The organism is Actinoplanes sp. CA-030573, from assembly GCF_050951115.1.
Taxonomy (GTDB): Bacteria; Actinomycetota; Actinomycetes; order Mycobacteriales; family Micromonosporaceae; genus Actinoplanes.
Genome location: NZ_CP192038.1, coordinates 3,846,084 through 3,872,736 on the forward strand (window position 1 = coordinate 3,846,084; position 26,653 = coordinate 3,872,736).

Sequence of the window (26,653 nt, forward strand, 5' to 3'; positions counted from 1 at the left end):
AGCGAATCTTCAGGTTCGCAGGATGCCGGCTGACTCGGGACGCGTCACCTACAGGTTGTAAGAGATCCTCGGCTCAAGGGCTGGCAAGTAAACCAAGCCTTACCTATGGTTAGCGGGTGACTCGACGACTCCCACTCGTGCTGCGCCGTCCGCGGGTGAGCGCGGCAGCACCGGACGAGCCGGGGTCCGGCGTCGTGCCGATGTGTGATCTCGCGCCGGCCGGACGGGCGAGCGTCGTGGAGGTGTCCGGCGGCGCGCTGCCGTCGACCGCCCGTCGCCTGACGGACCTGGGCTTCACCCCCGGCACCGTGATCGAGGTGGTCCGGCGGGCGCCACTGCGCGACCCGGTGATCTACCGGGTGCGCGACTACGAGGTCTGCCTGCGGCGTGCCCAGGCCGAGTGCGTGCTCGTGCGCGTGGTCGCCGGATGACCGCCGGCTGTCACGACGAGGGAGCCGCCGGCGGCGTCGCCACCGCCGAGCCTCGCATCGCGCTGGTCGGCAGCCCGAACGCGGGCAAGACCAGCATCTTCAACGCGCTCACCGGCATGCATGCCAAGACCGGGAACTACCCCGGTGTCACGGTCTCCCGGTTCCTGGGCGTCAGCCGGGCCGGCGGCCGCCGGCTGATGATCGAGGATCTGCCCGGCACCTACAGCCTCGAGCCGATCAGCCCGGACGAGCAGATCCTGGTCGACGTGCTGGACGGGCGCATCGACGGGGAGCAGCCGCCGGACGCGCTGCTGGTGATCGTGGACGCCACCACCCTGCGCCGGTCACTGCGGTTCGTCGCCCAGGTGCTCGCCCGGCGCCTGCCCACCTGCGTCGTGGTGACCTTCACCGATGAGCTGTCCGCCCGCCAGGGGCACCTCGACCTGGAGGCCTTCGAACAGGCGCTCGGCGTTCCGGTGGTGCGGGTCGTCGGCAACCGCGGACACGGCGTCGACGATCTGCGGGAACGGCTCGCCGACTGGCGGTCCTGGACGGTGCCGCCGCTGCCGCCACCGAGCGACGCGACCGAGGTCGACGCCTGGACGGAGTCGGTGCTCGCCTTCGCCGCGTACCGCCCGGCCGGCCGGCACCGGATCACCCAGCGGGTCGACGCCGTGCTGCTGCACCCGGTCTGGGGCACGATCGTCTTCTTCGTCGTGATGCTGCTCTTCTTCCAGACGATCTTCACGCTGGCCGCGCCGATCCAGGACTGGGTGGCGGGCTTCTTCGGCTGGCTCTCCGGCCAGGTGACCGCGCACGTCGGCAACCCGTGGCTGGCCGGCCTGCTGGGCGAGGCGCTGATCGGCGGCGTCGGCAGCGTTCTCGTCTTCGTCCCGCAGATCATGCTGCTGTTCCTGCTCATCGCCCTGCTCGAGAGCGTCGGCTACATGTCCCGGGCGGCGTTTCTGATGGACCGGGTGATGGCTCGCGCCGGGCTCGAGGGGCGCGCCTTCGTCGCGCTGCTGTCCTCGTTCGCCTGCGCTATTCCCGGCATCATGGCCACCCGTACGCTCCCCTCGGCCAAGGACCGGCTGGCGACCATGATGGCGGCGCCGCTGATGACCTGTTCCGCGCGGCTGCCGGTGTACGTGCTGATGATCGGGCTGCTCGTGAGCCCGTCGGCCCGGGTCGGCCCGCTGCCGGCGCAGGGCCTCGTGATGTTCGGCATGTACCTGCTCGGCGCCGTCAGCGCGATGACCGCGGCCTGGGTGTTCAAGAAGATCGGCAATCGGCGTGGCCTGATGATGCCCTTCTACATGGAGATGCCGCCCTACCGCCTGCCGTCGGTACGCAGCGTGCTGCTGGCGGTCTGGGACTCGGCGCGCTCGTTCGTCCGCAAGTGCTCCACGATCATCGCGGTCACCACCGTGCTGCTCTGGCTGCTGCTCAACCTGCCGGTCCACTCGGCCGCGGACCTGCGCGCCCACGGTGTCGAGCCCGCGGACAAGGCGGCCGTCTCGGCGTACGTGACCGATCACAGCTACGCCGCGGGTCTGGGCCGCCTGGTCTCGCCGGTCTTCAGCCCGCTCGGGTTCGACTGGCGCATCAACATCGGCATCCTGTCGGCGCAGTCGGCGCGCGAGACGTTCGTGGCCACCCTGGGTCAGGTGGCCGCGGCCGAGGACCCGGAGCAGCCGGCCGCGGCGCTCAAGGCGATGACCCGCACCGACGGGCCGGACGCCGGCAAGCCGCTGTTCGACCCGGCGACCATCGCGGCGATCCTGGTCTACTTCGCGTACGCGCTGCAATGCATGGCCACCGTCGGCATCCTGCGCCGGGAGACCGGCGGCTGGAAATGGCCGGCCATCGCCTTCGGGTATCTGACCGGGCTGGCGTGGGTCATGGCGTATCTCGCGCACACCGTGGCCGGCCTGCTCGGCGGCGGGTGACCGCGATGATCCCCATCCATCCGCAGCCGTGCCCCGGCCGGCCCGGCAGCCTGCGCTGGATCACGCCGGCCGGCGTTCTGCCGTTCACCGGCCCGGCCGCCGCCGTGCCGGCGCCGCTGGCCGCGCTTCTCGCCGACGGGACCCTCGCCCAGGTGCTCCTCGAGCCGGCCGCCGTCGAGACCAGGCTCGGCCCGGGCGGCGACTGGGCGCACGACGGCGCGCGGGTCCGTACGGCGCTGCACGCCGCGCTGGCCGACCGGGACGGCTGGGCGCCGGCCGCCGGTTCCGAGGGCGGCAACGACGAGGCGCTGCGGTCGGCCGCCGAGGACCTCCTCGCCGGTGATCTGGGGCGGTTCGCCGCCTCGCACGGCGGCGGCATCGCGCTGCTCGACGTCAGCGAGGGTGTCGTCACCGTGCGCCTGGACGGCGCCTGCCACGGCTGCCCCGCGGCCCGGCAGACGCTCGGCCGGCGATTCGAGGAGGGCCTGCGGCGGCGCTGCCCCCAGTTGCGCGCGGTGGTCGCGGGGAATTAGCCGAGCCGTTGGAAACGGGGTCGTCGCGGGCCGTCAGCATCAACACCGGCACGACGACACCCTCCGTACGCAGCTGCTGGCATGTCTGCAACCCGTCCAGCACCGGCATGCCGACATCGAGGATGACCGTGTCCGGCTCCCGAACGCCCACGGCGGCCAGCGCCGCCCGCCCGTTCCCGAAAAGTCCGACGCTCACCATGATCCGGGGACGCCCTAAACCGTTCGGCCTACCGCGGATAAGAATCAGCTAAGACCAAATCCGGGGGAGACCCGGAGCCGCCCTCGCCGTGCCCAGCGTCTGGCAGCCCCACCCAGGTCGCTCATAGGTCACATTCTTAGCCCATTCGCGTACCCGCTGTCACCGCAAATGCGGTGCTCGGACGCGGACCGTGAAGGTATCGCCGGGCGGCTTCGCGCGGCAGCCGCCGAGGGACGTCTGGGAATGGACGAGTTCGAGGAACGGACGGCCGCGGTGTACGCCGCCCGTTATGACCGTGAGCTGAGTGCTTTGGTCGCCGACTTACCACCGGCACCCGGGTCGGCTGGGAACGGATGGCGTGCCGTTCTGCTCGCGATGTGGCGGCAAATCCTGGCCGACCTGAGCCTGCTGATCGGTCGCCGGGGCGCCGGATCGTCGCGCCGTCGTCTGGTCATCGCCGCTCTGGTGATCCTCTTCCTGGCCGGTGTGGTCCTCGCGGCGGTTCTTGGCGTCGACGGGGGCGGACACCACGGCTTCGAGCATCAGCGCATCGGCCGCGGCTTCTGACCGCTCACGCACTCCGGCTCACCTTGATGAGACTTCTCGATGCCGAAGCCAGAGGCGGCAGCCCGGGCGAAGCCCGATGGAATCAGCCTGTTCGGTCTGATTCCCGGCCGGGCTCGAGCCTGGGCCGGCCGCCGGGAGGTGCCTTCCCTGTCGACGAGAGGTCAGCAGCGGCGCCAGGCGATGTGATAGATCGTGGTGATCGAGCTGTCCGTCGAGTCCATGGTCAGCAAGCTGGTCGTGTGGTGTACATCGGACGTGCCGGCGTAAACCCGCAATTCAGTGTTGATGTTCAGGTAGCGGTATTCGCCGCACGGAAGGAATGACAGCGAGGCGACGCCGACCAGGTCGGTGGTTTGCCAGTCGCCGTCGCGCGGCGAGCTGAGGTTGTGCTGAATGTGGGTGGTCTGCGCCTGACCCTGGAAGTAGTAGCCGGCCGCCTCGTAGCCCAAGGAACCGGCTTCCAGGTGGGCGTAGCCGCGGTAGTCGGCTTCGGCGATCGCGAACGTGAAGCCCGAGGGGACGTGCACGTTGAGTGCGATCTGGCAGTTGCGCCTGAAGTCGAGCGGGCCGGCGCCGACGCCGACCTGGGCGGTGTATCGGCTGTACGTGACGGTGAAGGCGGTGTTGTCGGGCGCTACCTGGACGGTGTAGGTGCCGGCCGGGCAGCCGGAGCCGTTCGCTCCGACCACGCCGATCACCATCTTGTCGGGTGGCGGCGGAGTGGCCGGAGCGGCGTACGCGGCAGTTGCCGGTGCGGCCAGCGAGGCGAGCATGGTCGCCACGAGGCTTGCGGATCTGAGCATGATTGTTTCCCTCCACTGAACCGAATCGGGGAATGGTCTTTCCTTTCCCTTCCTTACTCCGATAAATTTGGTACGGTTACCGTGCACCAAGACCGTAAGCACGCCTCGCGCGAAGCGGTTGAGCGATTCTCCCCGCCCGAGCCGTCAGGACCATTTCTTTGGCTTTTCGTACAGCCTTAACGCCCACCCGGATCGTTTCGCCGGGATAGCCTGCGGTGCCGCCGTGACCTGTGCTATCGCGGAGGCTGTCCGGTCAGTCGATCGGCACGACGGGGGCGGGCCCGCTCGCGCGCATCACGACGACGCCGCATGCTGACGTCATGGCCCCCACCGCCGAGCTCCCCGGATTCCTCGGAACCCTGGCCCCGCTGCTCGACCGGTACGGCTACCTCGCCGTCGCCGGGGTCGTCGGTGTGGAAAGCTTCGGCATCCCCGCCCCCGGCCAGACGATTCTCATCACCGCCGCCGTCTACGCCGGCGCCGGCCGGCTCAACATCCTCGCCGTCGCCACCATCGGCTTTCTCGCGGCGGTGATCGGCGACAACATCGGCTACCTCATCGGCCGCGGCGGTGGACGCCGCCTGATCCTGCGCTACGGAAGCTACGTCCGCCTCACTCCCGAACGGTTCCACAAAGCCGAGGCATTCTTCACCCGCCAAGGCCCGAAAATCGTCATCGCGGCCCGGTTCATCGACGGCCTCCGCCAACTCAACGGCGTCATCGCCGGCATCAGCGGCATGAGCTGGCGGCGGTTCCTGATCTACAACGCGGTCGGCGCCGCCCTGTGGGTCGGCCTCTGGACCACTCTCGGCTACGTCGCCGGCGCCCACATCGTCACGGTCTACGACACCATCAAGCACTACCAGTGGTACGCCGTCGGCGTCCTCGCCGCCGCCGTGGCCGGCTACCTCGGCCTGCGACACCTCCGCCGCCGGCGAGGCAATCCCGTCGACTGACCCGGCCTTGCCGCGCGACCGACCACATGGGAAGGTCGTACAGGCACCATCGTCGATGCCTGCGGAGGGTATGCATGCGCCAGGTTCGCACCGCCGCCATATTCGCCGGCGTAGCCGTCATGACCGTCTCCACGGCGCTCCCGGCCGCCGCCGGCGCCGCGCCGGCTCGAACCCCTACCGTGCTGGCCCTCGGTCAGGCCGCCCGTCAGGACGTTCCCACCGCGCCCGGATCGGAACGGGACACCCTGGTGGAGCCGGACATGGCGGTCTCGCCCCTCGACGCGAACGTAGCGGTGGCGGCCGCGCACGACAGCCGGTACCCCGACGGCGGCGCGGTCGGCATCTCCCACGCGTGGACGCGCGACGGCGGGTTGACCTGGCGGCACGCCGCGGTCCGGTACATCACCAAGGCCGCCGGTGGCGTCTGGGACCGCGCGTCCGATCCGGTGCTCGCCTTCGGGCCTGGCGGCGACGTGTACCTCTCCACCATCGCCTTCAACAGCGACGCCGAGGACTGCCGCAGCGTGGTGCTGGTGTCCCGGTCGACTGACGGCGGTCAGACGTTCGGGCGCCCCTCGGTCCCGCAGTCCACCAACGACTGCACCATCTTCAACGACAAGAACTGGCTGGCCGTCGACACCGGCGCCCACTCGCCGCACCGAGGCCGGATCTACCAGTTCTGGAGCTACTTCGTCGGTGATCTCGCACAGCAGCGGGTGCGCTGGTCGGACGACCGCGGCCGCACCTGGAGCGCCGCGGCCGTGATCACTCCGGGGAACGCGTCGACCCAGAACTCGCAGGCGCTGATCCGTCCCGACGGATCCATCACCGATCTCTACCTGGACTTCACCGGCACCGGCCGCAAGCCGGACCGTGAGCGCGAGCGCGAAGCAGTGCGGGCGGCCGCTCCGCCTGCGCTCCCCGGAGTGCCGTTGCGGGCCCGTACCTCGCGCGACGGCGGCCGGACCTGGTCGGCCGCGGTCACCGTCGCCACCGACGTCGGCGGCGACGTGCCCGGCGTGCGCTGCTGCCTCCCGTCGGCAGTCGTCGATGGCACCACCGGGCGGCTGCACGCGGTCTGGGAGTCCACCGACCTCTCACTGCTGCGGATCTCGTCCTCCACCGACGGTGTGCACTGGACGGTGCCCGGCACGGTGAACGGCGAGCGCACCTCCACGACACAGGTCATCAACGCCGATGTCGCCGCGTACGCCGGCCGGGTGCTCGTCTCGTATGGCGTCCGCGACAGCGCCGTGGCTGGTGGCCGTTACGTGCAGCAGCAGGTGGGGATCTCGTACAACGGGGGCCGGTCGTTCACCGCCCGCCTGCCGCTGGGTCCTCCGTCCGACCTGCAGTACGCCGCGCAGGCGGGTGGCGCGTTCCCCGGTGACTACATGGCAACGGCCGCCGGTCGAGGCGTGTTCTACACCGCGTGGGCGCTGTCCTCGAAACCACCCGCTGGGCAGACTTACCACCAGGTGCTGCTCGCCGCGTCGATCCGTCCCTGATTCCGGTACGCACGAGGTACGGGTGGAGTGCCAGAATCCGGCCTGACTCTCCCGCCGGCCGGGGCCGGCACCAGGGAAGGATCATCGGCGCCCGCGGGTAGGTGTGGCCGATCCGGGGAACCCTCCCGACACTTGCGCCGAGAGGGGACAAAAATGGATGCGGATACGCCCGCACACGTCCTGGCGACGCTGACAAAAGCGGAAAAAGCGGGCGCGCGCCCGGCCGAGGTGGCGGCGCTGCGCCGTCGCCTGGAGCAGTTGGACGAACCGAGCGCCGGCCTGCTCCCCGGCGAGGCCCTCGAGCCGCTGCGGGACGTGCCCGGCCTGGACGAGCTGCCCGAGCCGACGGCCGAGCAGGCCCGCCAGGTCCTCGACGGCCTGGTCGTGGTCAAGCTCAACGGCGGGCTCGGCACCAGCATGGGGTTGTCGGGGCCGAAGTCGCTGCTCGAGGTCAAACCGGGCAGGAGCTTCCTGGACATCATCGCCGGCCAGGTCCTCGCCGTACGGGAGCACCACGGTGTCCGCCTGCCGTTGCTGCTCATGAACTCGGTGGCCACCCGCGGGCCGTCGCTGGCGACGCTGGAGCACCATCCTGATCTCGGCGTCGAAGGTGTGCCGCCGGACTTCCTGCAGGGCCGCGAGCCCAAGCTGCGCGCCGACGACCTGTACCCGGTGGAGTGGCCGGCCGGCCCGGAGCTGGAATGGTGTCCGCCCGGGCACGGTGACCTCTACACCGCGCTGGCCGCGTCGGGGACGCTCGACCGGCTGCTCGACGCGGGTTTCCGCTGGTGCTTCGTGTCGAACGCGGACAACCTGGGGGCGACCGTCGACGTACGCGTCGCCGCCTGGGCCGCGGCCGAGGGGATACCGTTCGCGATGGAGGCGGTCCGCGGCACGCCCGCCGACCGCAAGGGCGGCCACCTCGCCCTGCGCGACGGCCAGGTCGTGCTGCGGGAGACCGCCCAGGTCCCTGCGGGCGACACCTCGTTCACCGACGTCGAGCGCTGGCGCTACTACAACACCAACAACCTGTGGTTCGACCTGCGGGCCCTGCGACGGATGCAGGAGGCGGACCCGGCGGCCCCGGAACTCCCACTGATCGTCAATCGCAAGACCGTCGACCCGGCGGATCCCACCAGCACTCCGGTGATCCAGCTGGAGACGGCGATGGGTGCCGCGATCGGATCGATACCCGGCAGCCGCCCGGTGCTGGTGCCCCGAACCCGCTTCGCGCCGGTCAAGACCACCGACGACCTGCTCGTGGTGCGCTCCGACGCCTACCAGCTCACTCGGGACGGGCGGATGGTTCCCACCTTCGACGGACCGGTGCCCGTGGTGACGCTGGACCCTCGGCACTTTCGCATGTTGCCCGACTTCGAGCAACGGTTCCCGGCCGGGCCGCCGTCGTTGCGCCGCTGCCGGCGGTTGCGGGTCGACGGCGACGTCACCTTCGGGGCGAACGTCGTCGTCGAGGGCGACGTCCATGTGACCGGTCCGCGGCGGGTGCCCGACGGTGAGGTACTGCGCGGGTGAGCATCGGACCGGCCGGAGCGGACCGGCCCACCCTGGAGACCGTTGCCGCCCGGGCCGGTGTCTCCCGGGCGACGGTGTCCCGGGTGGTCAACGGCTCCACCAGGGTGTCCCCGGACATCCGCGACGCGGTGCTGAGCGCCGTCGAGGCTCTGGGCTACGTGCCCAACCGGGTCGCCAGGGGCCTGGTGACCCGCCGGATGGACGCGTACGCCGTGGTCCTGACCGAGTCGGCCGGACGGATCTTCGCCGAGGACCCGTTCTTCGCCACTGTCACCCAGGGCGTGATCCAGGAGTTGGACGCGGCCGGCAAGGAGATGGTGCTGCAGGTGATCAGCTCGGAGCGCAGCCGGGAGCGGATCACCGGGTACGCGCTCAGCGGCCACGTCGACGGCGTCATGGTGGTGTCCCTCCGGGGCGCCGACGGCCTGCCGCAGCTGCTGGCGGGAAAGGGGGTGCCGGTCGTGGTCAACGGCCGGCCGATGGGACGGTCCGCCGTGCCGTACGTCGACGTGGCCAACGCCGAGGGTGCCCGGCAGGCCGTACGCGGGCTGGTCGACTCGGGTCGCCGGCGCATCGCCACTATCGCGGGGCCGCCGGACGCGCCGGGCGCGATCGACCGGCTGGCCGGATACCGGGCGGAGCTGCGCGACGCGCGTCGCCGGCCGATCGTGACGCACGGCAACAGCACCCGGGATTCCGGGTGGTCGGCGATGCGGCGGCTGCTCGACGAGCATCCCGGGCTCGACGCGGTGTTCGTCGCCTCCGATGTGATGGCGCAGGGAGCCGTCCGCGCGCTGCGGATGTCGGGTCGGCGGGTGCCCGACGACGTGGCGGTCGTCGGGTTCGACGACACCGAGGTGGCTCGGTACACCGATCCGCAGCTCAGCACCGTCCGGCTGCCCATTCCGGACATCGGCCGCACGATGGCCCGGCAGGTGCTCCGGCTGGCCGGCGGCGAGCCGGTCGAGCGCGGCGTCGTGCTGGCCACGGAGTTGGTCATCCGCGAATCGAGCTGATCGGTCGCCGCCCGAGGACGGCCATCGACGTCATATGCGACTACCGACAGGTGCCATGGCGTTCGATCGGGGCATGCCGGACGAGGACATGCACGTCGGCAGATGCGATGAATTGGGTTGATGGTGAAGGTTGGAGCTGGCCGCCGGATGGCTTCGCTCGGCGGCCTGGCGCTGGCACTGGTCCTGGCCGCCTGCGCCGGCACGGGACCGGCGCCCCGCTCATCGTCGACCGCCCCGTCGGCGGCCCCACTGAAGTCGAATCTGATCTGGAGCGACGACTTCGACGGCGCCGCCGGCAGCCGGCCTGCCGCCCGTGACTGGATCTTCCAAACCGGAGCCGGCTATCCCGGCGGAGCGGCCCAATGGGGCACCGGCGAGGTGGAGCGGATGACCGCCGACGCCGCCAACGCGGCGCTGGACGGGAGCGGCCACCTGGCGATCACGCCGCTGCGCCAGGGCCCGGCCGGCGCCTGGACCTCGGCCCGGCTGGAGACCCGCCGCACCGACTTCGCCGCACCGCCGGGCGGCGCCGTCCGGATCGAGGCGACGCTGCGGATGCCGGACGTCACCGGCACGGCGGCGGCGGGCTACTGGTCGGCGTTCTGGGCGCTCGGTGCCCCGGCGCGGGCGGTCGGCGCCACCAACTGGCCACACATCGGCGAGTGGGACGTGATGGAGAATGTCAACGGCCACGACTCGGTGTGGCACACCTTCCACTGCGGCACACCGGTGGGCGGTCCCTGCGCGGAACCCACGGGCATCAGCAGCGGGGAACTGCCCTGCGCCGGATGCCGGACCGGCTTCCACACGTACGCGATCGAATATCGCCGGGACAGCTCGCCCGAGGAACTGCTCTGGTACGTGGACGGGAAGAACACTTTCACCGTCCGCGCCGGCCAGGTGGACCCCGGCACCTGGGCCGCGGCCAACCAGCACGGCTTCTTCGTCATCCTCAACGTCGCCATCGGCGGGGCCTTTCCCGCGCACTTCGGCGGCGGTCCGACCGCGGCGACCAGGACGGGTGTCCCGATGCTGGTGGACCGCGTAGCGGTGTACACGAGCAACGGCCCGAGCTAGAAGCCGCCATTCATAGATCGACAGTTATCAGTGCGGATAAGCGGGGACCCCACTCCTGACCGGCACTAAGGAGGTGGCGACATGGCCACCGATTCCACCACCGCGCCCGAGGACGCCGGGCCGAGCCCGGCCCACGAGCCGACCTGGCGGCCGATTCAGCGATCGACCCGCCTGGCCGTCGCGGTCGCCCTCGCCGTGACGCTTTTCTACATGATCTTTCTGCTCAACCCGGCCTACCGGGGGAACGTCTGGGTGTGGGGCCTGGTGCTGTTCGCCGAGGGCATCACCATCTTGAACGCGCTCGCGATGTGGTGGACGGTGCTCGTCTTCGTGCCGCGCCCGGACCCGCCCGAGGTCTACGCGTGGCGCCGCCAGCTCCTCGCCGGCCAGCTGAAACCCACGATCGACGTCTTCATCACGGTGTACGGCGAGCCGATCGACATCGTGCTGGTGACCATCCGGGCGGCCCGCGACATGCGCATCGAGCACAAGGTGTGGGTACTCGACGACGGCGACAGCGACGAGGTACGCGACGCCGCCGCCGCCGAGGGAGTCGGCTACCTGCGGCGCTCCGAGCACCAGCACGCCAAGGCCGGCAACATCAACGCCGCGCTGGGCCGGACCTCGGGCGAGTTCATCGTGATCTTCGACGCCGACCACGTCCCCAGTCCCGACTTCCTGATCCGGGCCCTGCCGCACATGCAGGACCGCGGCGTCGCCTTCGTCCAGACACCCCAGGCGTTCCCGAGCGCGCGCGGTCTGGTGGCCGAGGGCGCGGCCGAGACCCAGAAGATCTTCTACGAGCTGGTGCTGCCGGGCCGCAACAACTTCGACGCCGTCTTCTGCGTCGGTACCAACGTCATCTTCCGGCGCGTGGCGCTCGAGCAGATCGGCGGCATGTACACCGCCAGCAACTCCGAGGACATCTGGACCTCGATCGAGCTGCACAAACTCGGCTGGCGTTCCTGGTTCGTGCCGGAGGTGCTGGCCCGCGGGCTCGCACCGGACAGCCTGCTGTCCTACTTCAAGCAACAATTCCGCTGGGCGTACGGGGCGTTCGAGGTCATGTTGCGCGGCGGCCTGCTCCGGCGGGGCACCCGGCTCACCGTCGACCAGCGGTTCCAGTACTCGCTGGCCGGGCTCAACTACCTGCTGTCGCTGGCGGCGCTCATCCTGATGTGCCTGCCGGCCGTGTACCTGCTGTTCGGGCTGAGCCCGATCCGCTCCGACATCAACGTGTGGATCATCCACTACGCGCCGTTCTACCTGCTCATCATGCTGGTCACGGTGATGCAGCTGGGCGGCTACAAACCGGCGGCCGTGGTCACCAGCCTCGCCGCCGCGCCGGTACACGTACGGGCGCTGATCATGGCGATTTTCAAGCGCAAGGTGCGCTGGACGGTGACCAACGCCGGCCCGCGCGGGCTGCCCGGCGTGGAACTGGTCCTCCCGCACGTGATCCTGCTGCTGCTCAACCTCGTGGCGCTGGCGGTCGGCGTCACCATGGTGACGCTGCGGGGCACCAACATCGTCGCGGTCGGGCTGTCCATCGCCTGGGCCGCCATCTACGTGCTCGTGCTGGGCCGGGTGGTCGTCGAGGCGGTCGTGGCGCCGCACGTGATCCGGGAACGGCGGGAGCGCCGCAAGAAGGCCGCGGCGTGGTCGCGGGCGATGCCCTGGCCGGCCCGATCGGACGCCAACGACGACGTGGTCAACGCCGCCCTGACCGAGTCCGCGGATGCCGGTGCGCCGACCGGCCGGACCAGCTGAGGAGGAACGTCATGGTGCAGCCGACCGGAACCAGTTCGAAGGGCGCCGACCCGATCGAGGCGCCCCGCGCGCCCGAGGCCACGGCGCCGCGCCGGCGCCGCGTCAACTGGCGCAAGTGGCGGGCGCGTTTCCTCGTCCTGCTGCTGCTGGCCGCCGCGGTCCTGCTCTTCATGCGGATCAGCTCGGCCCGGGCCACCGAGTCGCAGCGGGTGAGCCTGGACAAGGTGACCCTCACCGCGCAGGCGATACCGGTCGAGCCGGCCCGTACCGGACAGGTGACCAGCGTCTCGGTCACCGCGCTGCAACCGGTGACCCAGGGCCAGCGCGTCGGCACGATGGATGTGGCCGGCATCGACCGCAACGGCGACCCGAAGACCACCCGGGTCAGCCTGACCGCACCCCGGTCCGGCATCGTGATCGACCTGCCGGCGGCGATCGGCACCACCCTGCAACCGGGCCAGCCGTTCCTGCAGCTGTACGACCCGGCACAGATGACCTTCGTGAGCGACGTGCCGGTGAAGAACCTGCCGGACATCGCTCCCAGCATGACCGCCGCTCTGCGCTCCGACGGCATGAACCGCACCGTGCACGCGACGGTGCAGCGCATCGTGCCCCGAGTGCAGGGCGCGAGCACCTCGGGCACCAGCGCCGGCGCCCTGCAGGTCGTGCTCGTCCCGCAGAGCCCCAGCGAGGTGCGAGGACTCGTGCCGGGACTGATCTTCACCGGCTACATCGACACCGCCACCGGCTCCAAGGACATCACCCGCCTGGTGTCGCTGCCGCAGCTTCGTTCCTGACGAGGTGAGAGACCATGGACTTCGACGTGACGGTCGAGATACCCAAAGGCACCCGCAACAAGTACGAGGTGGATCTCAAGACCGGCCGGATCCACCTTGACCGTACGCTGTTCACCGCGACGCAGTACCCCGCCGACTACGGGTACATCGAGGGCACCTGCGGAGCTCAGGGCACCGCCCTGGACGCCCTGGTCCTGGTGCAGGAGCCGACGTTCCCCGGGTGCCTGGTGCTCTGCCGGGCGATCGGCATGTTCCGGATGCGCGACGAGCAGGGCGCCACGCCCAAGGTGCTGTGCGTCCCCACGGCCGACCACCGCCTCGCCGCGCTGACTGACATCGACCATCTGGACCGCTACCTGCGGCTGGAGATCCAGCACTTCTTCGAGGTCTACAAGGCCGTCGAACCCGGCAAGAGCGTGGCGATCGACGACCAGCCGTGGGCCGGCCGGACGGAGGCCGAAGCCGAGATCGAACGAGCGACCGAGCGCGCCCGCAGCGGCGGCGCGGACCGGACATGACCCCGACCTGGGCTGCGCCGGGTGACCGTTCAGCGGCCTTGATCCCGTCCGCGTTCTCCACGCTCCCTTGGCCGGCCCGGCCGCTCAGGGATCCTGCTTCCCGGCGACGAGCCTTCCGTCGATTCTTCCTCGACCGGATCAGGCGTCCGCGGGTTGTGCGGCTCGTCCTGCCGCCCGCCTTCACCCGCGGGCGGCCGGCTGGGCCGCCGGCGGACAACTCGGGACCAGGCGTCGTCGGCCGACGACGTCGCTTCGGACGAAGCGTCGTCAGGTTGAGGCACGATTCTGCGGCGCGGCACCTCTCGTGGCTCCGGCGGGGGCGTCCACGGCGCCCGCGTTGCGAGGGTGGCGTGCACCTGGGCGCGGGCTAACAGCAGCGCTTCAAGGTCAGGTCGCGACTCGTCCTCCGCCTCGGTGAGGAGCCGCTCGGCCACACGCTGGTGCTCGTCGGGCGTCATCACCCCATGGTGGCAACCAGCCGGGCGCCGGTCGAGGCCAGACCGCCATCAAGGTGCGGGTGCCCGGGGCCTCGTGCGGCGACCGCCCTACGGTCAGCGGCCGGTAGACGCCGGCCGGGGCGATGTCATCAGTGAGGGATGAGCCGACGAGGTCAAGCGGCAGCGACCATGTTCCCTGTGGGTTCTGTCCGTTCCGCTCCGGTCGCGGCGAAGTAACACCCGTCGCCGGCCGGGATGCCGTCTGGGAAATGATCGATGAGCATTGTCGCCTGGATCATCCTGCTGGTCTTCCTGCTGTCGGCACTCGGCCTGTTGGGTTGGGTGGTGCTGGCCAACTCTCTGGTGCGCGTCCCGTCGGGCAGTCTCGGGTTGCTTATGGCCAAGGGGCGGGCGACCGATCAGACGCTGTTGCCGGGGCCGCATTTCGTGTTCGCCTTCCGCCGTCGGATGGTGGAGGAGTATCCGTCGGTGGAGATGGCCTACCGAGCCGACGGGACGGGAGACACCACCGACGCGAGTCTCAGCACCGCCAGGGCCGGAGAAGCCGGCCGGATCGACCGTTTGACGCGCCTGGAGAGGTCGGGGCCACCGCTGTCGGTGACGCTGGGCGACCGGACCGAGGCGACGGTCGCGATGACGGTGCGGTTTCAGTTGGTGGTCGATCGGCTTCGTGAGGTGCACGAGCGGTTCGGGCCGTACGGCGTCTTCGGCGTGGTCCGCGATCAGAGCGCACGCGCGGTGCGGGCCACGCTGTGCGACACCGATTTCGGGATCGAGCAGTTCTTCGGCGCCGGCCGTACGGCTTGCGAGGACCGGTTGGCGGAGGCGGTTCGCAAGGCACTTGGAGCCGAGGGGATGAAGGTGACCGGGTTCGTGCTGGGCGCGGTCGAGCTCGGCAAGACGGGCGAGGTCATCCAGGCGACGGTACGGGCGCGGTACGAGCTCGAACGGGAGCGGGCGGAGGCGGAAACCAGGGCGGTACGAGCCCTGAACGACGCGAGCCTGGAGGAGCGCCTGGGTGCTCCCAGCGATGCAGCGTGGCGGTACCGCGAGACCGACCTGTGGCGTGACCTGGTCGAACGTACCAGTGCGTTGCAGGTCGCCTTGCGGGCCGGGCCGGGGCCGACGCCGCCGCCGAGGGGCTCGGACGACCCCGCCGGCGCGACCGGTCAGGACGCGAGTTGATGGACGAGGATTCGCCGTTCGGAGACCGGCTGCTGGAGGTCATCGCCGTGGTGCTGCTGGCCGTCAGCACCCTCGGCACGGCGTGGAGCGCTTACCAGGCTTCCCAGTGGTCCGGGGTGCAGACCCAGGACAATCAGCAGGAGACCAACCATCGGCTCGAGGCCAACCGGCAGTTCGCGCGGGCCACCCAGACGTTCACGTACGACTCGAGCGTGATCGCGTTGTACGCGCAGGCGGTGCAGGCGAAGAACGCCGCGCTGGCCGACTTCTACCGGGGCACCATGGCACGCAAGGGCCTGCTGCCGTTCCTGGACAAGTGGGAGGCGACGGTCCGCGCCGGCGGCACCCCGACGCCGCTGCTCGAGGATCCGCAGTACGTCAACGCACAAAGCAGCGGGTACACCGCTGAGCAGGACGCCGCCGAGAAGGCTGCCCGCGCCGCGCAGCAGGCGGCCCAGCAGTCGCAGTCTTACACGCTGAACACGATCGTGCTGGCGGTGGCGCTGTTCTTCGCCGGGGTGACGTCGTCGTTCCGATATCGGTCCGTGCGCACCCTGCTCATCATCCTGGCCATCCTGACCTTGTCCTTCGCCGCGACCAGGCTGGCCGACCTGCCGATCGCCTGATCGCGATCCCGCTCACGGCAGGCAGCGGTCACCCGGTGGCACGATCAGCCCTTGGCCGTTGTTCAGTACACCCAGCGCAGCGCGGCGACGATGTCCGCAGGATCCTGGTCGCGTAGCCGGTCCGCCTCGGCCCGGCGGACGGCGAGCACGGCGTGGAAGAGCGCGTCGCCCATCGCCTCACGCAGCATCGGCGTACCGGCGAAGGCGTCCGTTGCCTCGTCCAGGGTGGTGGGCAGTCGCGGGACGTCGGGAAGGCGTACCGGATCGCCGGTGATCGGCTCGGGCAGCGGCTTGCCGGCTGCGAGGCCGTCCCGGGCCGCCGCGACCAGCGCGCCGAGCAGCAGATACGGGTTCGCCGCCAGGTCGAAGCATTTCACCTCGAGGTTGGCCGCGCCCGGCCGCCCGGTCATGCCCGGAATGAACCGCAGCGCCGCCTCCCGCGTCTCCACACCCCAGCAGGCGAAGGCGCCGGCCCAATGCGACGGCACCAGGCGCAGATAGCTCGCCGGCGTGGGCGCTCCGACCGCGAGCAAAGCCGGCAGGTGTGCGAGGATGCCGGCCGTGGCCGGCCCGGCCTCGGAGCCGGGGAATCCGTCGAAGAGGTTACGGCCATCGCGCCACGCGGAGAGGTGGACGTGGCCGCCGTTGCCGACCGTGCCGGCGACAACCGAGGGCGCGAACGAGACTCGCAGGCCGTGGCGGTGCGAGACGGCGCGGATCGTCTGTCGCACCAGGACGCTGTCGTCGGCGGCGCGGACCGGGTCGGCCGCGGCGACCGAGACCTCGAACTGGCCGGCCGCGTACTCGGGATGCAACTGGTCGACGACGACATCCTGATCCTCCAACGCCACCAGCACGTCGCGGCAGTAGTCGCTCAGTTCGACGAGCCGGGTCATCCCGTACGCCGGGCCGCGGCAGGCCGGGCGGAAGTCGTCCTCATCGCGTCCGGCGGCCCACTCGATCTCGATCGCCATCCGGAAGGTGACGCCGTCGGCTGCCGCGAGCTCCGCCATCCTTCGGGCGAAGCCGCGCTGGTCGACGAACCATGGTTCACCCTCCTGGGTGAACCGGTCGGCCGGCGCCCAGGCCCAGCCGGGCTGCCCGGCCAGCGCGACGAGCCGGTCGAGGTCCGGCCGCAGGCGCAGGTCGCCGTCGGGGCCGCCGAGCAGGTCGGTGCTGGTGATCGAGTCGTCGGCGAGGAAGGTGTCGAAGACCGGTGACATCCCGACGCCCCAGCGCACCGCGTCGTCCAGCCGGGACAGCGGAACCGTCTTGACGCGGTTGATGCCGGCCGTGTCGACGTACGAAAGAATGACGCCGCGGACCCCGCGGTCGTGCAGCGCGCGCGTGTCAGGCACGGTCTTCCTCCAGTTCCGGCGCCGACCGGTCGCTTTCGAAACGGCGATGTTGCCGCCGATGACCACGATAAGCGCCGCGAGGTGCGGTGGCCGACGACTCCGCGCTCGGTCAGGCCAATCCGTAGACGCGGCGCGCGTTGCCCGAACCGATCAGCTCGCCGGCCCGCGTGGCATCCCCGGCCGACCAGTGGCCATCGCGCACCCAGGCGCCGGTGACAACTTCAAACGCCCGCCGGAACAGCGTCGGGCCCAGATGGTGCAACTCAGCGAGACCGTACGCATCGGACGAATAGAGCACCTTGTGGAACGGCGCCAACTCGAGCGACTCGGCGAACACCGCCTCGCCCCGCGCACCCAGGTAGTTCAGCGCCAGCCCGACGTCGACGTACACGTGCGGAAACGCCTGTGCGAGGAAGCCCGCCTGCCGGTGGAACGGGTAGCAGTGCAACAACATGACCGGGACATTGCGATCCTGGGTCGCCCGCAGGAAACCAGTCAGCAGCGCCGGGTCGCTGCGGGCCAGATCGAGGTCGGGGTCACCGAAACCGGTGTGCAGCTGTACCGGAAGCCCACGATCGATCCCGGCCCAGAGCAGGTGACGCAGCAGCACCGGATCGGCAATGCGCGGTCGCCCGTCGCGCAGCCAGCGTCCGGCCGCCTCGATCACCTCCCGCCCGGTCGGCCGCCGCGGATCGAAGTCCAGGCCGTGGCGATAGGCCACGATCGACTTCACCGCCACGGCTTGTCCTGTCGCCTCCGCGAGCCTTTCCCCGTACGCCTCGGCGAACCCCTCCGCGGTCACCTCACCAAGATCCTCAGCCACCGTCTCCAGCCGTACGATCTCGCGCGCCGCCGCCCCCGCAACACACGCCATCTCCGCCGGGCCGAGCAGCTCCCCACCGTGGAACCCGGTATCCACGAGATAGGCGTCGACCTCGGCGGCACGAAGCAGCCGCCGGTTCACCTCTACCGCACCCAACTCGCGACGACGCGCAAGGTAGGCCTCACCGTCGGCATGCGGCGACAGTCCCAACAGCGGCGCACACCACCGGCGCAACGCGAAACCGAGTTGCGAATCGAGCACGGAACACCCGGCCGGCGGCGGCCGGTCCGACTCCGTGGCCAGCGCCTCGAACCCGACACGGTCGAGGTCGCGGGCCGTGACCCCATGGCAATGATGGTCGATCAGGCGCAGCCTTACGGCATCCATGCCCTCAGCATGCGCCACGGGTGGATGGTCGCCACCTCATTGACGCGGGCTTCGATCAGGCGGTACGGCTGGGAACGCCGCCTCGACGTGTCAGGAGTCTGTATGAGAAAGCTCAACCTCGTCCGCGCTGCCGCGCTGGCCGCCACCGGAGTGCTCACCTTGTCCACGCTGGTCTCGCCCGCCGCAGCCGCGCACTCCGGGGGCTACACCTTCGCCGTGATCGGCGACATCCCGTACGGCGATGCGGCCATCGCGCGCTTCCCGGCGAACATCGCCCAGATCAACGCCGACCCGGCAGTGCAATGGGTCGACCACCTCGGCGACATCAAGAACGGCTCGAGCGTCTGCAGCGACGACTACTTCCAGCTGATCAAGTCCGACTTCGACCAGGTCAAGGACCCGCTGGTGTACACCATCGGCGACAACGAATGGACCGACTGTCACCGGCCGAACAACGGGCCGTACGACCCGCTGGAGCGGCTCGGCAAGGTTCGCCAGGTGTTCTTCCCGCAACCGGGCCGCACGCTCGGTCAGCGCAGCGTCCGGGTCGAGGCGCAGACCGACTGGGGACTGCCGGAGAACGTACGGTGGAGCGCCGCGGACGTCGAGTTCGCCGCCGTGCACATCGTCGGCAGCAACAACAGTCTCGCGCCGTGGACCGGCAAGACCGCGCCGACGCCGGAACAGACCGCCGAGGTGCTCAACCGCACCGCGGGGGACATCGCGCAGATCCACGAGACGTTCGCCGCCGCCGGGCGCGACCATCGGCGCGCGGTGGTGCTGCTGACCCAGGCCGACATGTTCGACCCGACCGTGGCCAACCCGGCCTACGCCGACTACTACGGCTTCCAGCCGATCGTCGCCGCGATCGTCCGGGAGGCCGCGGCGTTCCGCGGCCCGGTGTACCTGTTCAACGGCGACAGCCACGTGTTCAACGTCGACCACCCGCTCGCGGACGGCTCGAGCTGGCTCGCGTTCTACGGCGTCACGCGGCCGCTGGCCAACCTGACCCGGATCACGGTCGACGGCTCCAGCAACGCCAACGACTATCTGCGGGTGACCGTCAACCGCCACGGCCCGCAGGTGCTCAGCTGGACCAAGGTGCCCTTCACCGCCCCGTAGCAGCCACCGACGGCCGGTCCGGCGGCAGGTCGCCGGACCGGTACCCGCCCATCAACGCCGGCCGTCAGTGACCATTCGCCATACTGGGGGCCGGAGCTGTTCGCGGGGGAGCACGGGCCGCGCTGGTCCGCTGCGAAACGACAGAGGCTCGAGTCCCGTCGCCGGTCTCCCGCTCGGCAATCCACGGGAGAGTGGCGAACAGCGTTCCCGACAGGCGGGCGAAGACCGCATTGCCCAAGGCGTCGGACAGGCCACCGACGACCCGTTTTGGCCTTGCGTGGCAGACCGGGACAGCTGGATCACGGCCGTGGTCCCTTTGCGGGCAGCAGCTTAGCGCTCATCTTGATGGCCTTGACCGCACCGGTGGCTCCGGCCTGCACGGTGAAGCCCACAACGAAGAGCACGGTTCCCACGACGAAGAGCCGGTGCGAGCCGAGCAGGAGGATGCCGAGGCGGCCGAGGAGGTAGCCGGGTGTGCACACGATCGCCCCGAACGCACCGGCGACGAGGCTGGCCCCGAGGTTGTCGCGACGGGATGCGTTCGGCGCGACGCCGACCAGTCGCGCCGGCACGGTGACATAGGTCAGCATCATGGCGCCGACGACGATGCTCATGGAGATCGCGAACCAGGGGCGTCCCCACCGGGGAGTGACCAGGGCAGCCACGCCGAGCAGCAGTCCTGCGGACAGGCCCCACGCCATGATCGCTCGCACGTGGGCGCGCGCATCGGAGAACCCGGGCCGTATCTCGGGCGTCCCGGGCCGGGTGATCGCGAAGGCGAAGACGGCATTGAGGTAGAAACTCGCGGCGGTGATCGCCGCGACCAGCACGATGAGCACGGCGAGGGCGGGTATCGTCCAGCTCCGGAACGACTTGCCGTGCAGCAGGTGCGCCTTCAGGTCGAACATCGCCAGCCAGATCCACATCGCCGGCAGGATCTGGATCAACATCAAACGCCAGTTGATGACCAGCAGCCGCAGCGCCTCGAACAGCATGACGAACGCTCCGACGATGAACGCCAGCGGTGCGAGAAAGCGGTGCGACCGGCTGAGGTCCAGCACTGCCCGCTCGACCATGGAGGGATCTCCTTCACGGATCGCGCGCACCTGCGCCCGGATCTTCGCCCGGACGCTGTCCCGTCGCCGATGCGCCGCGTTGCCCATCGGTGCCTGGACCGTGGCGTCGCTTCGTCCCTCGTCAAGCTCGGGATCGACCGAACGGTGATCGCTCACGCCAATCGATCCTCCCCTTTGAGCCGATCCCCGCGATTCCACCGTATTGGTGGCCGAGTAGTGGCGGCCTCATCCACCGTGGATGACGGTCGAAGTCGTACGGCAGGTCCGTGACCGTTTCCTCGCCGTTGGGGACGGAGAGCGTGCCTTGAAGGACGTCAGCGAGTGTGCCGGCAGCGGCGCCGCGTCGAGGCCGGCGTTGCCCAATGCACCGGACTGAGCGGCGAGGACGACGTCGTCGACGATGACGCACGCGGTGCGCAGCAGGTCGGCGGATAGCTCGATCTTGCCGGGCTCGTCCGCGCCGAGTGTCGTCAGGTGTTGTCCGGGCCGCAGATTTCGTGCGTGGAGCAGGGTTGGGGGGACCAGGTGGTCAGGACGACGACATCGACCTCGGCCGCCACGTCGGCGGCGCTGCTCACGACGTGGGGAGTCACCGCGCTCGGCGAGTCGACCCGGCGGCGTGAGAGTCGCCGGCGTCAGCGCGGGCGCGCAATGCCTCGAAGTCACCGCGCTCGGCTAACACCTCTACCAGCCGGTGAGCGGCCCAAGACTCACCAGCATCGGCGTAGCCGCGGAGTGCGTCAATGTCGCCGCGCTCAACCAACAGCTTGACCGACAGCTCGTGCAGCCGGAAGGTGGCTGGCGGCTGCACGCCTCGGGAGTCACGTTAAGAAACTTTAAGGAACGCTTGCTCAGCGTCATGAACTGCTGCCACATCATTGCTCGTACATCTCGGCACAAGCTGTACCGAGACGAAGAGGAGCCGTGCATGTATCGACGCGGAGTCAGCAGCCGCACGCGCAAGCTGGTGATTGGAGGTGCTGCCGCAGCGCTGCTCGGCTCGGCTCTCGCGCTCGGCACGGGGATGGGCCAGGCCGCCGAACAGGGCAACGCCGGAGCCGGCTCCGGTAACGTCAACGCTTTGGTGCCGGCGCTGGGTTTCAGTCCGGGCGATCCGAACGCGACGGCCGACCGTGTGGGTCCTACCGGGGTAAAGGTTCCCGGTCGCTGCCCGCCCACTCAAGCTCAGGTGAACGCGCAGGTAGCGCTCAAGAATGCGAGCTTGCCGAGTGGAACGGACCTGGAAAGCCGCATCCAGCGTTTTGAGAAGACCTTGTCGGCGATTCAGGACTTGAAATGCCCCGCGTCTTCCACGACTTTGCTGGGCCGCTTGAATTCCTTGACCGCGCTGCGCGGAAACGCGAACCGCGATAGTATCCTGCGTGGTTTGGGTTTGAACGAAACGCCGGCGGATAGAGCCGCCGCCGCAGGATCCGGTGACGCGGCCGCGGGTGGAGCGACGGGGAACGCCGGAGCCGGCTCCGGTAACATCAACGCTTTGGTGCCGGCGCTGGGTTTCAGTCCGGGCGATCCGAACGCGACGGCCGACCGTGTGGGTCCTACCGGGGTGAAAGTTCCCGGTCGCTGCCCGCCCACTCAAGCCCAGGTGAACGCGCAGGTAGCGCTCAAGAATGCGAGCCTTCCGAGCGGAACGGACCTGGAAAGCCGCATCCAGCGTTTTGAGAAGACCTTGTCGGCGATTCAAGACTTGAAATGCCCCGCATCTTCCACGACTTTGCTGGGCCGCTTGAATTCCTTGACCGCGCTGCGCGGAAACGCGAACCGCGATAACATCCTGCGTGGTTTGGGTTTGAACGAAACGCCAGCCGGATAAAGCCGCGGTGAATGCGGCGCCGCAAAACGCGCCAGCGAAATAAGCGGCTCGCCGAGCGGCGCCGCGGACAACGGCAACCTGATCCTTCGCGGATCCTGATCCACCGCACGGAACCGCCTTGCCGGAGGCCCTCGCACCACGGGGGGTCTCCGGCGCGTCCGTGTGTGGGCCATGCGCGGCAGGCGGGTCTCGCCGATCGCCTGCCGAGTGCTGACCAGCCGAGGGGGCTTGGCCACCTTCGCCGCCGGATTGTCCGCCTCGAAGATCAGACCGTCCACGACCGGCCGCCGGTACACGCACCGGATCGCAGCGACGGTGTGCTCCGCCGCCGACCGGCGCGGCACCACCCTGGTCTGGGCCCGCCCCCGCAACTGCTCGATCTCGATCGGTGTCGGCTCGTCCGGTCGTCGGCCACCCCATTCGTCTATCAGCCGGTTCCAGTACGTGCCGTAGGTGCGGCGCATGCCCGGCGAGACCGCCGCCACGAGCTTCGGCACGTACTCGGAGCTGGGCCAGGACCGCCACGGGATAACCGGTCAGCACCTCCCCGATCGGGTCAACGGCCAGCACCAGCCGGTCGCCGGCTTCCAGGCCGCACCATCGGCGCACCAGCAGCGGAAGAACGAGGAAGCCTCGGGTATCGACTCCCACGCTCGCACCGGGCGAGCGCGTGGCCACCACATATCCGGCTCGCTCGCGGACATCGATGCCGGTCCCGGGGTAGCCAGCCCAGGGCGCGAATCGCCCGGCGATCAGCGATCCGGCCGGACTTGTCGACGGTGCTCAGGGCACAGACAACCTCGACCGGCCGGTCACCGTGGGCGCTCAGCCTGGCCAGCGGCGGTGGCCGCCGGGCACCCCGGGCAACGCCGGTACGAACGCCGCCGGGCACGACCCCGCCCGGGACGGAACGCCGCCGGCGACGACCCCGCCCGGGACGATAGGAGACAGCGGAGCCGGGGTCATCTCGACCACCCCAGCCGCGCGGCGGCGGCCGACGGCCGCGTCGCAGAAACAAAAAGTGCGTGTCCAGAGACCCCTGAACACGCACACCAGAGAAAGCGCACCCATGCGGATGTTGTGTGTCCGGAGGGGGATCTGACTCCCCACTTGTAACACCCATGCCCTGCATGAGTGTTCATGCACCTATTTTACCTGGTCACGGCGTTGGAGCAAAGCCGGATCAGCCCCGGAGGAATGCGTCCGTTTCGGATCGTCGCTGCCGGCTGAGGTCCGCGGCGGCGATGGTGTGATTCCGGTGAGCTCAACGGTGGGTGACGGTTCCGTCCGGGCGGAGGATGACGGGGATCGGTGGCGGGATCGCGCCGTCGAACCCGTGTCCATCTCGGTCGTCGGCGAAGCCGAGGAGGGCAGGCTTGCCGTCGGCCAGGTTGACCAGGTGCGCCGCGTAGATTGAAGGGTCGTCGAAGGGGATCGCCGCGGCGACGTCGTAGGGGCCGATGATAGACGTGGCGGGTGCGCTCCACATGCCGGTCATGGGGGTCGCCTGGCGGCGTTCGGCCGAGAGTTCCGGGGCGAGGCAGCAGAAGGTCAGTACCGGGCGCCCATCGATCATGCTGACTTGCGGTACCTCCATATGGCCGAATCCGGCGCGCGCGGTCAGCGGCGGCTGTACCTCCCAGGTGCCGAAGTCGGCCGAGCGAGCGTGCCCGATCACGCCGCGGTCGTACCGCGGCCCGTTACGGGCTCGGGCGGTGATGAGCATGTGCCAGCCGTCGCCCGCGGGGTCGCGGAGCACCCACGGGTCCCGCCAGGTTTCCTCGTGCCAGTCCATCTGGTCGACGGTCTCGTACCAGCGCGGGTCGGCGCACAGCAGCGGCTCAGCGCCGGCGCGGTGCCAGGTGATCAGGTCGTCCGAGTCGGCCCGGCCGATGCGTTGCACTCGGCCGCCGTCGCCGTGCGAGATGGCGGTGTAGAAGAAGTGCCACCGGCCGGTGTCGCCGCGCACGATCGATCCGGTCCAGATGGCCAGGTCGTCCCAGGCCGGCGACGGCGCGGTGGTGAGCGCGTCGGGCAGGATCGTCCAGTGCTCCCAGTCGGCGCTGACGGCGTGCCCGACCGCCGCGTGGGTATGGCGGGCGATCGGGTCGCCGAGAGCACGGGGGGCTTGCAGGTAGAACAGGTGCCGGTCGTCCCCGTCCTCGACCGGCCAGCTGTCCCAGATCCACAGATCGTCACGTCGCAGCACGGGTCAACCCTTGACGCCGCTGGAGGCGATACTGCCGATGAACGCCCGCTGGAAGCAGAGGAACAGCACCAGGACGGGGATGGTGATCAGCGTGGAGTATGCCATCATCGGCCCCCAGGCGACCTTGAGCTGGAAGAAGTAGGAGACGCCGACCATCACCGGGCGCAGGTTCTCGCTCTGCACCACCATCAGCGGCCACAGGTACTGGTTCCACGCGGGCAGGAAGGTCAGGATCGATACCGTCGCGATGGCCGGGCCGGACAACGGCATCACCACGCTGCGGTAGATGCGGAACCAGCCGGCGCCGTCGACCCGGGCGGCCTCGTCGAGGTCCTTGGGGATGCTCTGGAAGTACGAGTAGAACAGGAAGATGGCGAAGGCGTTGGCGATGAACGGGATGAACTGCACCCGGTAGCTGTCCAGCCAGCCGAACTCCCACAGCGGCACCCCGCCGCGCAGGGTGAGCCAGGGCAGCTTGTTCACCCACCAGACCATGGGCAGCGCGAACGTCTCGAACGGCACCACCAGGGTGGCGATGATGACCGCGAGCACGACTGTCCGCGCACGCCACTTCAGCCGGGACAGCGCGAACGCCGCCAGGCTGTTGACGAACAGGCCGATGACGACGGTAAGGCCGGACAGCAGGATCGAGTTGACCAGGAACCGGCCGGCCGGGACGGTGTCGAAGACGGTGCCGTAGTTGTGGAACGAGATCTTGCCGACCGGCAGGAAGGCCTTGATCGAGTCGAGGTCGCCGAAGATCTGATCGTCCGGCTTGAGCGACGAGACGAACATGAACACGATCGGGAAGGCGAAGAACACGACCAGGATGATGCGGCCGACGTATCCGCCGATCTTCTGCCAGCGCGGTTCGCGGGTCGGCTGGTGGTGGTGGGCTTCGGGTGCCGGCGTGATCGCCGGGGGTGCGGTGTTGGTGTCGGTGGCCATGATCAGTCCTTGTCCCGGGTGAGGTAGCGCTGAACCAGCGACACGGTCAGCACGAGGATGAAGAAGATGAGCGAGATCGCGGACGCGTACGCGGTCTGCTGTTGCTGGTAGCCCGTGCGGACGGCCTGGTACACCACGGTGGTGGTGGAGTTCAGCGGGCCGCCGGCAGTCATCACGTTGATCTGCGCGAACAGGCTGAGCGCGGCGATCGTGATGGTGACCAGGATGAACGTGCGGGTGGCCCGCAGACCGGGCCACGTCACGTACCGGAACTTCTGCCAGGTGCTCGCGCCGTCGAGCTCGGCGGCCTCGTACCGTTCCTCGGGGATGGTCTGCAGGCCGGACAGCCAGATCACCATGTGGAAACCGACGGCCTGCCAGATCGACATGAACATGATGGCCGGCATCGCGGTCTTGGTGTTGTTGAGCCAGTCGGTGCCCTGGACGACGTTGAACGTGACCGTCTGCAGCAGCGAGTTGACCAGGCCGTCGGGCTGGTACATGAAGCGCCACAGGATGGAGACGACGACGATCGAGGTGACCACCGGGATGAAGTACATGGTGCGGAAGAAGTTGACGCCGCGGGTCTTCACGTTGATGACCAGGGCCAGCAGGAGCGCGAAGCCGGACTGGACCGGCACCACGACCAGGGCGAAGTAGAACGTGTTGCGCAGCGACGCCCAGAACACGGGGTCGCTGAACAGCCGGGTGAAGTTGTCGAGGCCGGTGAAGTGGGCCGGCTCGGGTGCGATCAGCCGGGCGTTGGTGAAGGCAAGGATGAAGCACAGGATTACCGGGATGAAGAAGAACAGCACCAAGAGGATCACCGCGGGCGCGACCATCAGCGCTCCGACGCGGGCCTCGTGCCGTTCGGCGGCCTTGAGACGACGGCGGGGGCGCCGGGTCCGGGCTTCGATGGCGGGTTCGGCCGCAGCGGCAGCCGTGGAAATGCTCATGAGCCCCTCCGTCC

24 protein-coding genes and 1 pseudogene are annotated in these 26,653 nt (G+C 69.6%); 16 read left to right on the forward strand and 9 right to left on the reverse strand.

Translation table 11 applies throughout. The features are described 5' to 3' along the window. Positions 1–116 precede the first annotated feature (116 nt). The 3 genes from ACQP2F_RS17850 to ACQP2F_RS17860 are packed head-to-tail and all read left to right on the forward strand — an operon-like array spanning position 117 to position 2,913. Positions 117–431, forward strand: coding sequence for a FeoA family protein (locus ACQP2F_RS17850; RefSeq protein WP_433305358.1), 315 nt, complete (start codon positions 117–119; stop codon positions 429–431). Then, on the forward strand, positions 428–2,380 hold the full coding sequence (feoB, locus tag ACQP2F_RS17855) for a ferrous iron transporter B (protein WP_433305360.1): 1,953 nt from the start codon (positions 428–430) through the stop codon (positions 2,378–2,380). The genes ACQP2F_RS17850 and feoB overlap by 4 nt, the downstream gene beginning before the upstream one ends. A gap of 5 nt (positions 2,381–2,385) precedes the next feature. After that, on the forward strand, positions 2,386–2,913 hold the full coding sequence (locus ACQP2F_RS17860) for a NifU family protein (protein ID WP_433305362.1): 528 nt from the start codon (positions 2,386–2,388) through the stop codon (positions 2,911–2,913). Between the two features lie 76 nt (positions 2,914–2,989). Here the strand turns inward: ACQP2F_RS17860 and ACQP2F_RS17865 are convergent. After that, positions 2,990–3,112, reverse strand: a pseudogene (locus ACQP2F_RS17865) (response regulator); the annotation flags it as partial. A 168-nt stretch (positions 3,113–3,280) separates the two neighbouring features. Here ACQP2F_RS17865 and ACQP2F_RS17870 point away from each other — a divergent pair. Beyond that, the gene (locus tag ACQP2F_RS17870) at positions 3,281–3,679 is read left to right on the forward strand and encodes a DUF1707 SHOCT-like domain-containing protein (RefSeq protein WP_433305364.1); all 399 of its coding nucleotides are present in this window, start codon (positions 3,281–3,283) and stop codon (positions 3,677–3,679) included. Between the two features lie 161 nt (positions 3,680–3,840). On the opposite strand, the gene ACQP2F_RS17875 is transcribed toward ACQP2F_RS17870, so the two are convergent. After that, positions 3,841–4,482 carry a DUF4360 domain-containing protein gene (locus tag ACQP2F_RS17875; RefSeq protein WP_433305366.1) on the reverse strand — a complete coding sequence of 214 codons (642 nt, stop codon included), beginning with the start codon at positions 4,480–4,482 and terminating at the stop codon, positions 3,841–3,843. Between the two features lie 320 nt (positions 4,483–4,802). On the opposite strand from ACQP2F_RS17875, the gene ACQP2F_RS17880 reads away from it, so the two are divergent. From ACQP2F_RS17880 to ACQP2F_RS17925, 10 genes are all read left to right on the forward strand, one after another. Beyond that, positions 4,803–5,438: a DedA family protein gene (locus ACQP2F_RS17880; protein ID WP_433305368.1), complete on the forward strand. Its 636-nt coding sequence runs from the start codon at positions 4,803–4,805 to the stop codon at positions 5,436–5,438. Positions 5,439–5,512: 74 nt separating this feature from the next. Next, positions 5,513–6,946 carry a sialidase family protein gene (locus ACQP2F_RS17885; RefSeq protein WP_433305370.1) on the forward strand — a complete coding sequence of 478 codons (1,434 nt, stop codon included), beginning with the start codon at positions 5,513–5,515 and terminating at the stop codon, positions 6,944–6,946. Between the two features lie 153 nt (positions 6,947–7,099). Next, the gene (locus tag ACQP2F_RS17890) at positions 7,100–8,479 is read left to right on the forward strand and encodes a UTP--glucose-1-phosphate uridylyltransferase (RefSeq protein ID WP_433305372.1); all 1,380 of its coding nucleotides are present in this window, start codon (positions 7,100–7,102) and stop codon (positions 8,477–8,479) included. After that, entirely contained in the window at positions 8,476–9,495 is a 1,020-nt protein-coding gene (locus ACQP2F_RS17895; RefSeq protein WP_433305374.1) for a LacI family DNA-binding transcriptional regulator, read from the forward strand. The genes ACQP2F_RS17890 and ACQP2F_RS17895 overlap by 4 nt, the downstream gene beginning before the upstream one ends. Positions 9,496–9,642: 147 nt before the next feature. Continuing rightward, on the forward strand, positions 9,643–10,572 hold the full coding sequence (locus ACQP2F_RS17900) for a 1,3-beta-glucanase (RefSeq protein WP_433305376.1): 930 nt from the start codon (positions 9,643–9,645) through the stop codon (positions 10,570–10,572). An 81-nt stretch (positions 10,573–10,653) separates the two neighbouring features. Further along, positions 10,654–12,342, forward strand: a complete 1,689-nt coding sequence (locus ACQP2F_RS17905) for a glycosyltransferase family 2 protein (protein ID WP_433305378.1) — start codon at positions 10,654–10,656, stop codon at positions 12,340–12,342. Positions 12,343–12,353: 11 nt separating this feature from the next. Then, positions 12,354–13,139: an HlyD family efflux transporter periplasmic adaptor subunit gene (locus ACQP2F_RS17910; RefSeq protein ID WP_433305380.1), complete on the forward strand. Its 786-nt coding sequence runs from the start codon at positions 12,354–12,356 to the stop codon at positions 13,137–13,139. A 14-nt stretch (positions 13,140–13,153) separates the two neighbouring features. Next, the gene (locus ACQP2F_RS17915; RefSeq protein ID WP_433305381.1) at positions 13,154–13,657 is read left to right on the forward strand and encodes an inorganic diphosphatase; all 504 of its coding nucleotides are present in this window, start codon (positions 13,154–13,156) and stop codon (positions 13,655–13,657) included. Positions 13,658–14,370: 713 nt separating this feature from the next. Beyond that, a complete protein-coding gene (locus ACQP2F_RS17920) occupies positions 14,371–15,300 on the forward strand; it encodes an SPFH domain-containing protein (protein WP_433305383.1) in 930 nt (309 codons plus the stop codon). After that, a complete protein-coding gene (locus ACQP2F_RS17925) occupies positions 15,300–15,926 on the forward strand; it encodes a hypothetical protein (protein ID WP_433305385.1) in 627 nt (208 codons plus the stop codon). The genes ACQP2F_RS17920 and ACQP2F_RS17925 overlap by 1 nt, the downstream gene beginning before the upstream one ends. Positions 15,927–15,988: 62 nt before the next feature. On the opposite strand, the gene ACQP2F_RS17930 is transcribed toward ACQP2F_RS17925, so the two are convergent. Together ACQP2F_RS17930 and ACQP2F_RS17935 are read right to left on the reverse strand one after the other, a co-directional pair. Then, positions 15,989–17,284 carry a glutamine synthetase gene (locus tag ACQP2F_RS17930; protein ID WP_433305387.1) on the reverse strand — a complete coding sequence of 432 codons (1,296 nt, stop codon included), beginning with the start codon at positions 17,282–17,284 and terminating at the stop codon, positions 15,989–15,991. A gap of 109 nt (positions 17,285–17,393) precedes the next feature. After that, complete coding sequence (locus ACQP2F_RS17935) at positions 17,394–18,512, reverse strand: amidohydrolase family protein (RefSeq protein WP_433305390.1); 1,119 nt, start codon at positions 18,510–18,512, stop codon at positions 17,394–17,396. A gap of 84 nt (positions 18,513–18,596) precedes the next feature. On the opposite strand from ACQP2F_RS17935, the gene ACQP2F_RS17940 reads away from it, so the two are divergent. Then, the gene (locus ACQP2F_RS17940) at positions 18,597–19,616 is read left to right on the forward strand and encodes a hypothetical protein (RefSeq protein WP_433305392.1); all 1,020 of its coding nucleotides are present in this window, start codon (positions 18,597–18,599) and stop codon (positions 19,614–19,616) included. Between the two features lie 299 nt (positions 19,617–19,915). Here the strand turns inward: ACQP2F_RS17940 and ACQP2F_RS17945 are convergent, their stop codons facing one another. Together ACQP2F_RS17945 and ACQP2F_RS17950 are read right to left on the reverse strand one after the other, a co-directional pair. Then, complete coding sequence (locus tag ACQP2F_RS17945) at positions 19,916–20,779, reverse strand: hypothetical protein (protein ID WP_433305394.1); 864 nt, start codon at positions 20,777–20,779, stop codon at positions 19,916–19,918. A 138-nt stretch (positions 20,780–20,917) separates the two neighbouring features. Next, positions 20,918–21,358 carry a hypothetical protein gene (locus tag ACQP2F_RS17950; protein WP_433305396.1) on the reverse strand — a complete coding sequence of 147 codons (441 nt, stop codon included), beginning with the start codon at positions 21,356–21,358 and terminating at the stop codon, positions 20,918–20,920. 262 nt (positions 21,359–21,620) lie between these two features. On the opposite strand from ACQP2F_RS17950, the gene ACQP2F_RS17955 reads away from it, so the two are divergent. Continuing rightward, positions 21,621–22,526, forward strand: a complete 906-nt coding sequence (locus ACQP2F_RS17955; RefSeq protein WP_433305398.1) for a hypothetical protein — start codon at positions 21,621–21,623, stop codon at positions 22,524–22,526. Positions 22,527–23,790: 1,264 nt separating this feature from the next. On the opposite strand, the gene ACQP2F_RS17960 is transcribed toward ACQP2F_RS17955, so the two are convergent. From ACQP2F_RS17960 to ACQP2F_RS17970, 3 genes are read right to left on the reverse strand one after another with little or no spacing between them, the layout of a single operon-like run. After that, positions 23,791–24,735, reverse strand: coding sequence for a glycosyl hydrolase family 32 (locus tag ACQP2F_RS17960; protein ID WP_433305399.1), 945 nt, complete (start codon positions 24,733–24,735; stop codon positions 23,791–23,793). A 3-nt stretch (positions 24,736–24,738) separates the two neighbouring features. Further along, positions 24,739–25,683, reverse strand: coding sequence for a carbohydrate ABC transporter permease (locus ACQP2F_RS17965; protein WP_433305401.1), 945 nt, complete (start codon positions 25,681–25,683; stop codon positions 24,739–24,741). A 2-nt stretch (positions 25,684–25,685) separates the two neighbouring features. Next, positions 25,686–26,639, reverse strand: coding sequence for a carbohydrate ABC transporter permease (locus ACQP2F_RS17970; RefSeq protein ID WP_433305403.1), 954 nt, complete (start codon positions 26,637–26,639; stop codon positions 25,686–25,688). Between the last annotated feature and the right edge of the window lie 14 nt (positions 26,640–26,653).